Annotated in this window: 16 protein-coding genes; 10 read left to right on the top strand and 6 right to left on the bottom strand. The window is 70.0% G+C overall.

From position 1 onward, the window contains the following. Window positions 1-46: 46 nt before the first annotated feature. Both P0Y41_RS05060 and P0Y41_RS05065 read left to right on the top strand, forming a co-directional pair. Window positions 47-1,663, top strand: coding sequence for a methyl-accepting chemotaxis protein (locus tag P0Y41_RS05060; protein WP_284062882.1), 1,617 nt, complete (start codon window positions 47-49; stop codon window positions 1,661-1,663). Further along, window positions 1,660-2,442, top strand: coding sequence for a bacteriorhodopsin (locus tag P0Y41_RS05065; RefSeq protein ID WP_284062883.1), 783 nt, complete (start codon window positions 1,660-1,662; stop codon window positions 2,440-2,442). Before P0Y41_RS05060 ends, P0Y41_RS05065 begins: the two co-directional genes overlap by 4 nt. Before the next feature lie 39 nt (window positions 2,443-2,481). Here P0Y41_RS05065 and P0Y41_RS05070 read toward each other — a convergent pair whose 3' ends face one another. Both P0Y41_RS05070 and P0Y41_RS05075 read right to left on the bottom strand, forming a co-directional pair. Beyond that, on the bottom strand, window positions 2,482-4,236 hold the full coding sequence (locus P0Y41_RS05070) for a MutS-related protein (RefSeq protein WP_284062884.1): 1,755 nt from the start codon (window positions 4,234-4,236) through the stop codon (window positions 2,482-2,484). Between the two features lie 56 nt (window positions 4,237-4,292). Next, complete coding sequence (locus tag P0Y41_RS05075; RefSeq protein ID WP_284062885.1) at window positions 4,293-4,697, bottom strand: ribbon-helix-helix domain-containing protein; 405 nt, start codon at window positions 4,695-4,697, stop codon at window positions 4,293-4,295. Window positions 4,698-4,890: 193 nt separating this feature from the next. On the opposite strand from P0Y41_RS05075, the gene P0Y41_RS05080 reads away from it, so the two are divergent. The 5 genes from P0Y41_RS05080 (at window position 4,891) to P0Y41_RS05100 (ending at window position 9,629) form a co-directional block, all read left to right on the top strand. Continuing rightward, window positions 4,891-6,279, top strand: a complete 1,389-nt coding sequence (locus P0Y41_RS05080; RefSeq protein ID WP_284062886.1) for an MFS transporter — start codon at window positions 4,891-4,893, stop codon at window positions 6,277-6,279. A 111-nt stretch (window positions 6,280-6,390) separates the two neighbouring features. Next, a complete protein-coding gene (locus tag P0Y41_RS05085; protein WP_284062887.1) occupies window positions 6,391-6,681 on the top strand; it encodes a ribonuclease P protein component 4 in 291 nt (96 codons plus the stop codon). A gap of 84 nt (window positions 6,682-6,765) precedes the next feature. Beyond that, window positions 6,766-7,014, top strand: coding sequence for a YhbY family RNA-binding protein (locus P0Y41_RS05090; RefSeq protein ID WP_284062888.1), 249 nt, complete (start codon window positions 6,766-6,768; stop codon window positions 7,012-7,014). After that, window positions 7,011-7,967 (top strand): mechanosensitive ion channel family protein, encoded by a 957-nt coding sequence (locus P0Y41_RS05095; RefSeq protein ID WP_284062889.1) that lies wholly within the window; start codon window positions 7,011-7,013, stop codon window positions 7,965-7,967. Before P0Y41_RS05090 ends, P0Y41_RS05095 begins: the two co-directional genes overlap by 4 nt. Before the next feature lie 138 nt (window positions 7,968-8,105). Beyond that, on the top strand, window positions 8,106-9,629 hold the full coding sequence (locus tag P0Y41_RS05100) for an amidase (protein WP_284062890.1): 1,524 nt from the start codon (window positions 8,106-8,108) through the stop codon (window positions 9,627-9,629). 3 nt (window positions 9,630-9,632) lie between these two features. Here the strand turns inward: P0Y41_RS05100 and P0Y41_RS05105 are convergent, their stop codons facing one another. Then, window positions 9,633-10,778 (bottom strand): acyl-CoA dehydrogenase, encoded by a 1,146-nt coding sequence (locus P0Y41_RS05105; protein WP_284062891.1) that lies wholly within the window; start codon window positions 10,776-10,778, stop codon window positions 9,633-9,635. Between the two features lie 153 nt (window positions 10,779-10,931). Between P0Y41_RS05105 and P0Y41_RS05110 the strand changes: the two genes are divergently transcribed. The 3 genes from P0Y41_RS05110 to P0Y41_RS05120 all read left to right on the top strand — a co-directional run bounded on the left by P0Y41_RS05110 (window position 10,932) and on the right by P0Y41_RS05120 (window position 12,865). Further along, window positions 10,932-12,011 (top strand): phytoene/squalene synthase family protein, encoded by a 1,080-nt coding sequence (locus tag P0Y41_RS05110; RefSeq protein WP_284062892.1) that lies wholly within the window; start codon window positions 10,932-10,934, stop codon window positions 12,009-12,011. Window positions 12,012-12,106: 95 nt separating this feature from the next. Beyond that, complete coding sequence (locus P0Y41_RS05115) at window positions 12,107-12,253, top strand: hypothetical protein (RefSeq protein WP_284062893.1); 147 nt, start codon at window positions 12,107-12,109, stop codon at window positions 12,251-12,253. Window positions 12,254-12,301: 48 nt separating this feature from the next. Beyond that, on the top strand, window positions 12,302-12,865 hold the full coding sequence (locus tag P0Y41_RS05120; RefSeq protein ID WP_284062894.1) for a thioredoxin family protein: 564 nt from the start codon (window positions 12,302-12,304) through the stop codon (window positions 12,863-12,865). Window positions 12,866-12,907: 42 nt separating this feature from the next. Here P0Y41_RS05120 and P0Y41_RS05125 read toward each other — a convergent pair whose 3' ends face one another. The 3 genes from P0Y41_RS05125 to P0Y41_RS05135 all read right to left on the bottom strand — a co-directional run bounded on the left by P0Y41_RS05125 (window position 12,908) and on the right by P0Y41_RS05135 (window position 14,050). Continuing rightward, window positions 12,908-13,369 (bottom strand): RNA-binding protein, encoded by a 462-nt coding sequence (locus P0Y41_RS05125; RefSeq protein WP_284062895.1) that lies wholly within the window; start codon window positions 13,367-13,369, stop codon window positions 12,908-12,910. Between the two features lie 96 nt (window positions 13,370-13,465). After that, the gene (locus P0Y41_RS05130) at window positions 13,466-13,672 is read right to left on the bottom strand and encodes a DUF1918 domain-containing protein (protein ID WP_284062896.1); all 207 of its coding nucleotides are present in this window, start codon (window positions 13,670-13,672) and stop codon (window positions 13,466-13,468) included. 42 nt (window positions 13,673-13,714) lie between these two features. Next, a complete protein-coding gene (locus tag P0Y41_RS05135) occupies window positions 13,715-14,050 on the bottom strand; it encodes a hypothetical protein (protein WP_284062897.1) in 336 nt (111 codons plus the stop codon). Between the last annotated feature and the right edge of the window lie 33 nt (window positions 14,051-14,083).

The raw sequence follows: 14,083 nt of genomic DNA on the forward strand, positions 1-14,083 counted from the left end.
TTTGCGGACTGCCTTGATATGTCGCCACGCCGAGTGACCGCATAGAATGGTACGACTGCTTCGACGGAGTTTCGCGGCCAAGCTCTTGGTCGGCTTCGCACTCACGACGGGTGCGGTAGTCGGCTACGGGCTCGTGACGCGCAACGTCGTCGGGACGATACTGATGGCGACGGCCGGACAGGTAGTGCTCGGGGCGTATCTGGGGACGAACACCGTCGTGTCCATGCGGACGCTCGAAGAGCAGACCGAAGCGATCGCCGACGGCGACTTCGACGTCGAGGTTCGAACCTCGCGCGTCGACGAACTCGGCCGGGTGTACAGCTCGGTCGACCGAATGCGCCGGTCGCTCGCGGCGCGGATCGACGAGGCCGACGCCGCGCGATCGGAGGCCGAGGCGGCGGAGGCGCGCGCCCAGTCGCTGGCTGACGACTACCAGCGGACGGCCGAGGACTACGCCGACACGATGCGTGCGGTCGCCGACGGCGACCTCCGGCGGCGGATCGACGTCGACCGCGAGCACGACGCGATGGAGACGGTCGGAACCGCGTTCAACGACGCCGTCGACGAACTGGAAACCGCGCTCGCGAGGGTCGACACCTTCGCCGGCGACGTGGCCGACGGCGCCGCCGACGTGCGCACGGCCGCAGAGCGCATCGACGAGCGGACCGACGACGTGCTCGCGGCGACCGACGACATCGACGCCGCGACCGACGAGCAGCGCGAGACCGCCCGGACGGGAGCAGAGGAGACGGCCGACCTCTCTGCGACCGCCGAGGAGGTCGCCGCGACGACCGAGTCGCTCGTCGAGCGGACCGACGAGGCGGCGGACGCCTCTGCGGAGGCCCGTTCGGCCGCGGGCGACGCGATCGAGACGATGGGCGACGTCGACGAGACGATGGGCGAGGCGGTCGACCGGATCGAGACGCTCGACGAGGCGACCGCCGAGATCACCGAGGCGGCCGAGCTCATCAGGGACATCGCCGAGCAGACGAACATGCTCGCGCTCAACGCGAGCATCGAGGCCGCGCGCGCCGGCAGCGACGCCGGAAACGCCGGCGACGGCTTCGCGGTCGTCGCCGAGGAGGTGAAGGGCCTCGCCGAGGACACCGGCGACCGCGCAGACGCGATCGCCGAGATGATCGACGAGGTGCGCACCGAGACCGAGCGCGCGGTCGAGGCGATCCGCGCGACCAGCGAACAGGTGAGCGACGGGTCGACGACCGTCGCCGAGGCCGTCGACCGCCTCGACGACATCGCCGAGGCGGTGGACGACCTCGACCAGGGCGTCCGCGAGATCAGCGACGCGACCGCCGAGCAGGCCTCGGCCGCGGCGGGCGTCTCCGAGACGATCGACGACCTCGCGGAGAACAGCGACCGGACGGCCGACCGCGCCGCCGAGGCGGACGAGGCCGCAAGCGAGCAATCGAACGCCGTCGACGCGGTCGTCGAGGAGTCGGAGACGTTCCGTGCGCGCTCGGACGACCTGCTCGACGTGCTCGCGGCGTTCGACGTGCGCGAATCGCGGGCGGGCGGGGCCGGAACCTCCGCGGAGAGCGACGCCGTGCCCTCGTCCGGGAGACCCGGATCGGCGACGACGGCGATGAGTGACGGCGGCGACCCGGGAAGTCCCGCCGAGCGGGCCGACGGGGGTGACCGCCGATGATTGGCGGCCTCGACGCGGCGACGATCGAGACGCTCGTGTTCGCGAGCGGGACCGTCAGCATGCTCGTCGGCGTCGTGGTCGTCGGGTGGTTGTTGGGTGACGACGCGCTCGACGACGACGCCGGGAAGTTCCGGTACCTGCTGATCGTTCCCGCGTTCGCCGTGGTGGCGTACGCGGCGATGACGCTCGGATTCGGACGGCTCACCGTCGGCGGCGTCGAGGCGGAGGTCGCGCGATACCTCGACTGGTTCGTCACGACCGCAGTGATGGTGTGGTACGTCGGTTACGTGGTCGACGTGGAACGACGGTGGATGCTGACGGCCGCGGTCTTCGACGGCCTGTTCATCGCGGGCGGGTGGGTCGCAACGACGACACAGGGGACCGTGAAGTGGGCGGCCTTCGCGGGCGCCTGCCTCGCGTTCGCGGCCACCATGTACGTGCTGTTCCGGGTGTACCCGCGAAGCGCCGGCGAGATGACTCCGGAGCGCGAGCGGCTGTTCCTCCGGCTGCGCAACCAAAGCAGCGTCATCTGGCTCGTCTATCCGGTCGTCTGGCTCGCCAGCGGCGCCGGCTTCGGACTGGTGTCGACGCTCGGGACCGTGATGCTGTTCACGTTCCTCGATGTGGCGTCGAAGGTGCCGTACACGTGGGTCGTCTACGAACACCGGGGCGTATTCGGCGAGACGCAGTTGGCCGAGTACGCCGGCGGCGACGGCGATGCCGCCGCCGGTTCGGGTGACGCGACGACGACCGACCGCCCCGTCGCATCGGCCGACTGACGCGGCGGGCCCGCTCGACGGCGCCGGATCGCCGCGGAGTTATTTCTCCCCCGGCGCCCACTCCGCGTCCGAGAGCGTCCGCTGGACGGCTTCCTCGCCGACGGCAGACGCGAGTTCCTCGAACCCCTGCCGGACTGCGCGGTCGGACGCGTTGGCGACGAGCCGCGAGACGATGAACTCCGGCGTGGACTTGCCGACGACGCCGAAGCGGGGCTGGTAGTCGACGAGCAGATCCAGATCGTTGGTGAGCCCCTCCGCGAAGATACCGTCGACGCGAGCCGCCTCCGGGAGCGGCGAGAGGTCGTCCGCGAGGTGGGTGACGAACACGCCGAGTGCGCCGCGGTCGACCGTGAGTTCTACGAGTCCGTTGAGCAAGTCGGCCGCGCGGCCGGGCTCGGTGATCGCCTCAAACTCGTCGACGAGCATCAGCGTCCGGCCCTCGCCCACCAGCGGGGGAACGACCGACTTCAGCGTCGACTCGAGCACGCCCGCGTTAAACGACGCGTGCCGGCGGTGGAACACGACGGTGTCGAAGCGACCGACCTCGGCGGCATCGGCGGGGACGGGAAGCCCCATCGACGCGAGGATCACCACCTGGCAGACGGTCTCCAACAGGGTCGTCTTCCCGCCGGAGTTGGCGCCGGTGAGCACGGCGACTCGGTCACCGGACGGGAGCCTGTCGGCCGATGCGTCGACCGGGAGGTCGTGACCGCCGACGGCGTAGGTGACGGGCTGCACGTCGCCCGAGAGAAACAGGTTCCGCGCGTTCGACACCGCGAGACCCTCGCCGTCGAGAGCCGGCCGCGTGAGGTCGTGCGCGACGGCGAAGCGAGCCAGCGAGAGGAGGAAGGCGATGTCGGAGACCGCGTCGACGACGGCGTCCACGTCGGCGCCGCCGTCCGCGACGTCGGCTTCCAACGCCGCGCGGACCTCGGCGGCGCGCTCGTCCGCCTCGGCCTCCAGTTCGTCGGCCAGTGTCCGGAGCGTGGAGCCCACGAAGTCCGCCGAGTCGACTGCGCCGTCGGGGCTGGCGGACTCCACCCGGCCGCGAGTGAGGCCGGTCTCGCCGGCGACGTACTCCACGACGGCCGAGCGAAACGCGTCGGCGTCGTGCGCGCCGCGCTCGCGGACGGTCTCGACCACGTCGAACGCCGAGTCCGCGAGGTCGCGCGCGGCGGCGGCGCGCTCGCGCAGGCGGTCGAGTCGGTCGTCGGCGCCCTCGCGGACCCCGTCGTCGGTGAGCGCAGCAAGCGCGTCCGCAGCCTCACGCAGGCCCTCGTCGTCGACGCCGTCGAGGGCGGCGAAGGTGCCGCCACGGAGACCGGCCGTCCGCAGCGCCAACGCGCACTCGACGGCCGCGCGGTCGGTGCCGCCCGCCTCGTCGTACTCGGCGAACGCGGCCAGCACCGCCTCCCGGTCGGCCGAACGCAGGTCGGCCCACGCGTCGCGGGCCTCAAGCACGTCGTCGAGGCGCTCGCGGCGCCGCTCGTCGCTCGTGAGCGGCGTGAGCACGCGCACGCGGTCGGCGGCGTGGTCGGTGACGGCGTAGCTCGCGGCGATATCGAGCAGTTGGTCGTACACCTCGCGGGCGTCGCGGGTCCCGAACAGGTCCATGCCCGCCTCCCCGTTGGCCCGGCGGAGCACGCGGGTCGCTCGCCCCCGGGAGACCCCGGCGTCGACGAGCGCCCGCACGTCGGCCGACTCGATGGCGTCGATCGCGGCCGTCTCGCCGAGCGACTCGCGAAGCGTCTCGGCGGTCTTCGGTCCGACGCCCCAGAACTGTTCCAGTCGCATATGGGGCCGTGTGGTCGGAGGGGTGTAGACGGTACCGGTCGCCGGCGACGAGAACCTCAGGCGCTGGAGGAAGAACCGCTCTCGGCGCGGTCGCGGTAGACGCGAAGCAGTTCCTCGAGGACCATCCCCGAGCGGTCGGTCGTCTCGTAGTTCTCGTCGATGAACTGCTCGGCCTCCGCGAAGTCGTTGCGCAGGCCCAGCTGGCGGACCGTGATCACGGCGTTGAGGAAGTCGCGACCCCCGTCGGCACCCAGTAACACCGGCTCCTCTTGGAGGTCGAGCTCGTCTCGGATCTCGCCGTAATTGAACGTCTCGGGCTCCCAGTCGTCGCTGACGAGCGCGAGCACGTACTCCGCGGAGAATCGATAGAACTCGGACTTGCTCTCGAAGACCCCGTCCTCGACGAGCGCGTCGATCTCGTCGACGACCTTATCGGGATACCGTACGGTGTCTTTGGCCATTCCGAGTTCCTCCTTCGTGGGATGCTTATACTGTATTGTATAGAGTCTTTTGGTTACTTGACAGACCCGATCCGGAAAACGGCGCGCAGAGCCCCCGAGAAGCCATAATATCGGAATCAATACGCAGAGGCGACATCCATACTCGCCGTGTGGAACCGCACGGTTCACTTGTCGGCTGGTCGAACGGCGGGGCGTGCAGCGTCCCTCCCTCGACGCCGTCCGCGGGTTCGACCGCGCCGTCTACGTCATCGCGCTGGGACAGCTGATCAACGTCTTCGGCGGCGGCCTCGTCTACCCGTTCGCGACGGTCCACTTCCACCTCGAAGTCGGTATCGCGCTGTCGGTCGTCGGCCTCGGGCTGGGCGCCAAGAGCGTGACGACCGCCGCAGGGACGGCCGCCGGCGGGCTCCTCGCGGACGTGGTGGGACGCAAGCCCGTGATGGTCGCGTCGATGGCGCTATCAGCGCTCGCGCTCGCGGCGTTCGCGTTCGTTCCTGAGGTCGCAGCCGCCGTTCCGGCCGCAGTCCCGGCCGCGACCGGAATCTCCCCGTTCGGCGTCGCGTTCGTCGCCGTTTGCGTCGCCTCCGGGTTCGTTCGGGGGCTGTACACGCCGGCGAGCCACGCGATGACCGCGGATCTGACCGCCGCCGCCGAGCGCGACCGCGGGTACGCCCTGCTGAAGGTCGCGAACAACGTCGGCTTCGGCGCCGGCTTCGTGGTCGGTGGCGCCCTCTACTCGGTTGCCTCGGTCGCCGTCTTCGTCGCCGACGGCGCCACATCCGCCGTCGTCGCGCTCGTCATTCTCCTGTTCGTCCCCCGCGTCGCCGGCGACGCGAGCGGCGGCAGCGACGCGGACGACGCAACCCACGCGGCGTCGTCGAAGCCGAGCGCGCTCGCGGCGTGGTGGCGGGCGGCGACCAGGCCGCGAGTGCTCGCGCTGGCGGGGATCAACGTCGGCTTCGCGGTGATGTACGCGCAGATGCAGACGACGGTCCCGATCGTCGCCAAGGAGGGACTGGGCCTCACGGCCGCCCAGCTCGGCACGCTGTACGTCGTGAACCCGCTCACGATCGTTCTCCTGCAGCTTCCGCTGGTCGACGCTGTCGGCGGCTGGCGACGAACGCGGGGGCTCGTCGTCTCGGCGTGTTGCTGGGCCGTCGCGATGCTCGCGGCGTGGGGCGCCGACCTCCTCAGCGTCCCCATCGGCGGCGGCCTCACCGCACCGGCGGTCCTGCTGGGTGTCGCGCTCGTCGCCGCTCACCTCTTCGTTCGGACGGTCGGGGAGGTCTTGCACTCCCCGCTCGCGTCGGCGCTGATGTCGGATCTCGGGACGACCGCCGAGCGCGGGACCCAGCTCTCGATGCTCGAAGTCGCCAAGCGCCTCGGGATCGGCCTCGGTTCGTTCGCCGGCGGCCTGTTCTTCGATTACGGGGTGTCCGGCCTGTTGTGGCCGGCGCTCGTCGTCGTGTGCGGGCTCGTCGTCGCGACACTGCTGTGGCTGGAGCGCTCGCTCTCCCCCGGGGAGAACGGCGCACGAGGCGACGCGACGGACCCGGCGGGCGAGTCAGCGACCGGCGACTGATCCGGGAATCGAGGCGGCGACCGGCGTCGCCCCCGACCGGTCTCGGACTGCGGGGGAGTACCCGAAACCGCTATCCGCCGGCGTCGCCGACGGTTGGGTACTCGGCCCCCGATGAACGACACACGGATCGCCGAAGAGCGGATCGAGCGACTCGCCGAGTTCGCCGAGCGGTCGGCCCGCGCCGGCGACGACGAGCGGGCGCGCGAGTCCGTCAGGCTCGCCAGGCGGATCGCCGAGCGCCACCGCTGTGGGCTGCCTCGCCGGTTCGACCGGTTCACCTGCGACGCGTGCGACGCGTTCCTCATTCCGGGCCGCAACGCTCGCGTCAGACTGCAGGAGGGAAGCCACGTCGTGATCCGGTGCGACTGCGGCGCGACCGAGCGCTACCCGTATCGAGACTGATCCGCGGCGGGGGTGACACCCGAAGGCAGGCACGCTACATCGCGAACGGGAACCTTCAAACCGCTTCCACGGGTAGCGAGGCGTATGACTGACCAGGATCTGCGCAAGCAGGCCCACGACCTCGACGTAACCGTCTGGGTCGGCAAGAAGGGCGTCTCGGCGGTCGTCGACGAGCTCGACGACCAACTGAAGGAGCGCGACCTCGTGAAGGTGAAGTTCCACCGCTCGGCCCAGGCGGGAACCGACGTCGACGAGCTCGCCGCCGACCTGGCCGAGCGGGTGTCTGCCGACCTCGTCGAGACGCGCGGCCACACGGCGGTGCTCCACAAATGAGCGTCTCGGGGGCCGGAGCGGTCCTCCAGACGGGCACGCCGGCGCCCGACGCGTCGGCTTCGTCGGACGCGTCGGCGCTCGTCGCCGACCTCCTCGCGAGCGTCGGCGTCCCGGCGACGCTCGCGGACCCGCTCGGCGCGGCGATCACGTTCCTCGTCGTGCTGGGGGTGTTCTACGTCGCCGGGCGGGCGTTCGTCGTTCCGGTGCTCGATCGGGTGCTCGACGCCCGCGGACTCGACACGCACGCCAAGCGACCGCTGCGGAAGATCGCGAACCTCGTCGTCGTCTTCGCCGGCGTCGCCGTCGGGTTCGGGCTGGCCGGCTACGGTGACTTTCTCCAGTCGCTCGCGACGATCGCCGCCGCGGCGACGCTCGCGATCGGCTTCGCGATGCAGGACGTGATCAAGAACTTCGTCGCCGGGATCTTCATCTTCACCGACAAGCCGTTCCGCATCGGCGACTGGATCGAGTGGGACGGCAACTCCGGCATCGTCGAGGACATCTCCTTCCGGGTGTCGCGGGTTCGAACCTTCGACAACGAGCTGCTGACGGTGCCGAACTCCCAGCTCACCGACGGCGTGATCAAAAACCCCGTCGCGAAGGAGACGCTCCGCCTGCAGTTCCTCTTCGGCATCGGCTACGGCGACGACATCGACCACGCGACCGAGATCATCGTCGAGGAGGCCGAGCGGCACCCGGAGATCCTCGCGGACCCGGCGCCGTCGGTCCGCCTCACCGAACTGGCCGACAGCTACGTCGGGCTCAAGAGCCGCATCTGGATCGACAACCCCTCGCGCGCCGACTTCGTCAAGATCCGCGCGGAGTACGTGAAGCGCGTGAAGGAGCGCTTCGACGAGGAGGGGATCGAGATCCCGTTCCCGCAGCGGGACCTCACGGGCAACGTGGAACTCAACACGCCCGCAGAGGGCGGCGCGGCCCTCGGCGGCGACTGACGGCGACGGACGCGCTCGGTCACGCGCGGCTCGTTTCGTCCTCCGGAGCGCGACAGCCGACAGATTCAGGGCGCGCGTTCCCGTGCTGACGTGTGACATGTGCACGATAATTACTGCCCCTGCTCCCGCCGACAGCCGATGACAGCGGCGACACCGGACTCGTTCGATCTCCTCGAAGCGACGGTCGCCGACGTACACGCCGCGATGGAGGCGGGCGAGGTGACCGCCGAGGCGCTCGTCGAGCGCTATCTCGACCGGATCGACCGCTACGACGACGACCTGAACGCGGTTCTGACGCTGAATTCCAGTGCCCGCGAGCGCGCTCGCGACCTCGACCGCCGGTACGAGGCGGACGGACCCGTCGGCCCGCTCCACGGCGTGCCGACGCTCGTGAAGGACAACCACGACACCGCCGACATGGCGACGACAGCCGGCTGTGCCGCGCTCGCCGACTCCCGCCCCCCGCGCGATGCGTTCGTCGTCGAGCGACTCCGGGACGCCGGGGCGGTGATCCTCGGCAAGACGAACCTCCAAGAGCTGTCGTTCGGCGTCGACACGATCAGTTCGCTCGGCGGCGAGACGCGCAACGCCTACAGCCGCTCGCACAGGCCGTCCGGCTCCAGCGGCGGCACGGCGGTCGCGGTCGCCGCGAACCTGGCGACACTCGGCACCGGATCGGATACCTGCTCGTCGGTTCGGTCGCCGCCGGCGTTCAACGCCTGCGTCGGCGTCCGTCCGACGCGGGGGCTGGTCAGCCGGACCGGGATCGTCCCGCTGAGCCTGACGCAGGACACCGCCGGTCCGATCACCCGAACCGTCGGCGACGCCGCACGGATGCTGGACGCGATGGCGGGCTACGACCCGGCCGACCCGGTCACGGCTCGCGGCGCCGACGCCGTTCCCGACGGCGGCTACGTCGCCCACCTGGACCCAGACGGACTCGCGGGAGCGCGGGTCGGCGTCGTGCGGCAGTTCTTCGGGACCCGCGGGGAACCGGACGACGGGCGGGAGAGCCGGACGGCCGACGCGGCGGCCGTGACCGCGATCGTCGACGACGCGATCGCGGCGTTCGAGTCGGCGGGCGCGATGGTCGTCGATCCCGTCGAGGTCGTCGACCTCGGGAAGCTGGAGAGCGCGCGAGTCCTGACGTACGAATGGGCGCGCGACTTCGCCCGCTACCTCGAGGAGATCGGCGACGCGACCCCGTACGACTCGCTCGCGGAGGTGGTCGAGACGGGGGCGGTCGCCGAATCGATCGCCGCGCGGATCGAGGAGTCGGGCGCGCTCGACGTCGATCCCGCCGCGGTCGACGGCGACCCGGACTACCTCCGTCGGCTTCGCCGACGCGAGGAGTTGCGCGATGAGACGCTCGCGACGATGGTCGAGCACGACCTCGACGCGCTGTTGTACCCCCCGTCGCGCGTCCCGCCGGTCGAGATTCCGGCTCACCAGCCGTTCGAGGAACTGAACTGCGAGCTGTCGGCGCACACCGGCCTGCCGTCGATCGCCGTGCCCGCCGGGACCACCGACGGGGGGCTGCCGGTCGGCGTCGAACTGCTCGGTCGGGCGTTCGCCGAACCTCGGTTGTTCGAACTCGCGTCCGGGTTCGAGCGAGTCGCGGACCCCCGCAGTCCGCCCGCGGATACCAGACCGCTCGAGTGAGCGTTACTCGTCGAGCACCTGCTGTGCGATCGTGTTGCGGAGAACCTCGCTGGTCCCCTCGTAGATCTCGTTGAGCTTCGCGTCGCGGTAGAACCGCTCGACGGGGAAGTCCTTCGTGTAGCCGTAGCCGCCGTGGATCTGGATCGCCTCGTTGGCCACCTCGCGGCTGATCTCGCTGGCGTACAGCTTCGCCTGCGCGGCCTCCTTGATGAACGGCTCGCCCTTGATCTTCAGGTCCGCCGCCTTGTGCATCAGCAGCTCCGCGGCTTGCAGCTTGGTGTCCATGTCCGCGATCTTGTGCTGGATCGCCTGGAACTGCGAAATGGGGCCGCCGAACTGGTCACGCTCGGTTGCGTACTGGGCCGCCTCGTCGAGCGCCGCCCGCGCGATGCCGACGCCGCGGGCGGCGATGGTGATCCGGCCGCCGTTGAGGGTCTTGAGCGCCTGCACGAACCCGTCGCCTTCCTCACCCAGCAGGCGGTCCTCGGGGAGGTACATATCGTCGAAGCGGAGCTCGGCGGTCGGACAGCCCTTGTCGCCGAGCTTGTGCTCCGTCCCCTCGACGATGAAGCCGTCGTCCTCCTCGGGACGAACGACGAACGAGGAGATTCCCTTGTTACCGGCGTCGGGGTCGGTTTTCGCGAACAGCGTCACCGTGTCGGCGACCGAGCCGTTCGAGATCCACAGCTTCCCGCCGTTGACGACGTAGCCGTCGCCGTCCGTTTCCGCGGTGGTCTCCATCGCGGGCACGTCCGAGCCAGCGCCGGCCTCCGAGAGCGCGAACGCCCCGATGTCCTCACCCTCGGCGAGTGGGGTGAGGTACTCCTGTTTCTGCTCCTCGTCGCCGAAGGCGTACAGCATGTTGCCCGCGAGCGAGATGTGCGCGGCGACGACGGTGCCGAGGCCGCCCGAGCCGCGCGCGATCTCGGAGAGCCCGAGCGCGTAGCTGTGGTAATCGAGGTCGGCGCCGCCGTACTCCTCGGGGAACGGCATGCCCATCAGGCCGAGCTCGGCCATCTGATCGACGATGTCGCGGGGGAACTCGTCCTCCTCGTCGATCTCGGCGGCTCGCGGCACGATCTCCTTGTCGACGAACTCCGCGACCATGTCGCGGATCTGCTGTTGCTCGGTGGTCAGCCCGAAGTCCATGGTCGTTCCTGTGAGTTATGCGGCTTCAATCTTTGCAGTGTCGCCGGCGGCGACGGGATCGACGGAGGAATCGCCGGGCCGATCGTGTGACAGAACCGCGACACGCACCACACAGTACTTTTTAACCCTCCTACCATAGGCCACTCCAACTGAATGCCCGACGCCGACCGCCCCGCCGCGACCCACCCCGACGCCGACCTCGCGTGGTGCCACGAGGCCGTCCAGGGTGTCTCGCGCACCTTCGCGCTGACTGTCGATACCCTCGACGAACCGATGTCGTCGTACATCTGCCTCGGCTATCTCGTCTGCCGGGTCGCCGACACCGTCGAGGACGCCGACCACATCGCCCCCGACGAACAGGCCGCCCTCCTCAGGGAGTTCGACGCCGCACTGGATCCCGACGACGACACCGACGCCGGCGACTTCCGCGCCTCGGTCGACCCGCACCTCCCGCCAGAGCCCGAGCGCTCGGCTGACTGGGAGGTCGTCGCCGAAGTGGAGCGCGTGTTCGCCACCTTCGAGGGCCTCCCGCCGGAGGTACGGCGCGCGGTCGTGCCGCCGGCCCGCGAGATGGCCACCGGGATGGCCGACTTCGTCGAGCGCTACGCCGACGAGGGCGGCCTCCGCATCGAGACCCGCAACGAACTCGAGGAGTACTGCTACTACGTCGCCGGCACCGTGGGCACCCTGATCACGAATCTCGTCACGACGCTGGGCAGCATCGACGACGAGCGCACCGAGCGGCTGTACGAGGTCGCCGAGGAGTTCGGGCTGCTCCTCCAGCTCGTGAACGTCGCGAAGGACGTCCACGACGACTACACCGAAGAGAACAACGTCTACCTCCCGGCCGAGTGGCTCGACGCGGAGGGCGTCCCGCAAGACGAGGTCGTCGCCCCCGAGCACCGCGACGGCACCGCCAGCGTCGTCTCCCGCACCGCGGGCTACGCGCGGGGCTTCCTCGACGGCGCCCAGACGTACCTCGAACACGTTCCGCTGGTCGAGGGCAACACGCTCGCGGCGTGGACGATCCCGTACCTGCTCGCGGTTGGTACGCTGCGCGAGCTGTCGGAGCATCCCGAGCGCGCGGTGACTGGGGAGGGCGTGAAGGTGAGCCGCGAGGAGGTGTTCGCGGTCGTCACCGCGGCACACGAACACGGCCGCGACGCGCTGCCGCGCCTGCGGGAGTCGATTGCGACGCAGCCGTTCCACACGGCGCCGTCGGCGGCGGACTGACGGGATTCCCGTTCCCCGACGGTGTGAGCACCTTGTTCCCATCGGTCGAGTGCTCATAACTATCTCCTCACGTATCGACTGGGTAGCGTGATGACATGACCTCAGAACGCGAACTCGTCTGTGAACGCTGTGCCGACTCAGGCGGACGACCGATCGTGACGACCACCACCGACGACCCGCTGGAGGTGTCCGAGTGCGATCGCTGTGGTGCGATCCTCGACATCAGCGACCACGACTGGTAGATCGGTAGCCCAACCACTTTCTCCGACCCGGCCCAACCACCGACCACAATGGTCCAGACCGACTCCGACTCCGAACTCGCCCGCGGCGACGCCGCGCCCGACTTCGAACTCCCCGGCGTCGACGGCGACACCCTCGCGCTCGCGGACTTCGCCGGGTACGGCGCCGTGTTGGTCGTGTTCACCTGCAACCACTGCCCGTACGCGCAGGCGAAGTTCGACCTGCTGAACCGCGTCGCCGCCGAGTACGACGACTGCGCGGTCGTGGGGATCAATCCCAACGACGCCGAAGACTACCCGGAAGACTCGTTCGAGCGGATGGTCGAGTACGTCGAGTCGGGCGAGGTCGCCTACGACGCGTACCTCCGCGACGAGACCGCCGAAGCGGCCCGCGCCTACGGCGCCGTCTGCACGCCCGACCCGTTCCTCCTACGCAACGCCGACGGGGCCGGCGCGTTCACCCTCGCGTACCACGGCCGTCTCGACGACGCGCTCAACCCCGACGACGAGGCGACCGAAGTGTACGTCACTGACGCCATCGACGCGGTGCTCGCGGGCGACGACGTGCCCCTCGACCCGGGGCCGAGCCGCGGCTGTTCGATCAAATGGCCGTGAACTGACGTGGCGAACCGTAAGCGGTCGATCCGGCGGCGTGCCTCAGGCCGCCTCGCCGCCGGAATCCGCGGCATCGTCTGCTAACTCTTCGAACGTCTTGCGTGCGTTCTTCACCGCCTTCTCGTGTTTGGCGGGGTACGCCTCCACCTTCGCGCGGAAGGTGATCCCCGGACCGAGTTCGGCGCTGCCTTTGAATGCGGCCTGCTTGTCGAGGCGGAGGAACAGCGAGTTGTTGTCGTCGACGCGCTCGTCGAGTTCGGCGAGGACGCGGGTCCACTCGGGCAGGTCCGCGAGCGTCGCGAGGACGTGGCGCACGTCGTCGGCGCGCTCGACGCGCGCCGAGAGGACGACGATTCGGTCGCCGTGGTGGCCCGCGTTGACGACGCGGTCGATCTCGAACTCCTCGGGGAGGAACGTCCGCAGCGCGTCCTCGACGCGCTTCTCGTCTTCCGTGGCGTAACAGAAGGCCCGCAGATCGACGTAGTGGAAGGGAACGGAGCTCACGATACTCGCCTCTAGACGGGTCGGGGATGAAAAGGGGTCGGCTCGCGCGGCGACGGACCGCAACTCGTCGCGCCGGCTGGCCCCAGAAGGGTCGCGTTACTCCTCGCCGTCGTCCGCGTCGCCCTCGGCGGCCTCCAGCGCGTCGGCGGGGACGCCCTGCTCTTGGCCCTCCTCGAAACTGATCGTGTAGGTCGCGTCGCCGAACATCGTCTCCATGACCTGCGTCACGGTGCCGGTCTCGCCGTCGAACTCGCTGTGCTCGTCGTGCAGCACGACGCTGTCGTCCTTCTCGAACTCGGTCATGGACCGACGTTCGACACGACCGTACAAAAGGTCGCTGAAAGGCTACGAGGCGGCGGCCCGGACGACCGCCAGCGCGGTGCCGTAGCCCGCGACCGCGAGCGCGACCGACCCGCTCACGCCCGACACGACCGCGCCCACGTCGGCGACGCCGGCGAGCGGCGCTACCAAATCAAGTCCACGGAACACGGCGCGATCGGCCGCGGTAACGGCGGCGGCGGTCGCGTCCGCTCCGATGGCGAGCGTCCCAGCGACGAGCGCGACCGCGATCGCAACGAGGACGACCGACGGGAGCCGCCGATGGAACCACGGGAACGCCGCTTCGGCTCGAGTCCCGTCGCGACGCGTACCCCCGGAGCGATCGGAACGTCCGACCCCCACGGTGCCGCCTCGCGCCGTGCTCGCGCGCGTTCG

Origin of the sequence: Halobaculum halobium (assembly GCF_030127145.1) — an archaeon.
Lineage (GTDB): Archaea > Halobacteriota > Halobacteria > Halobacteriales > Haloferacaceae > Halobaculum > Halobaculum halobium.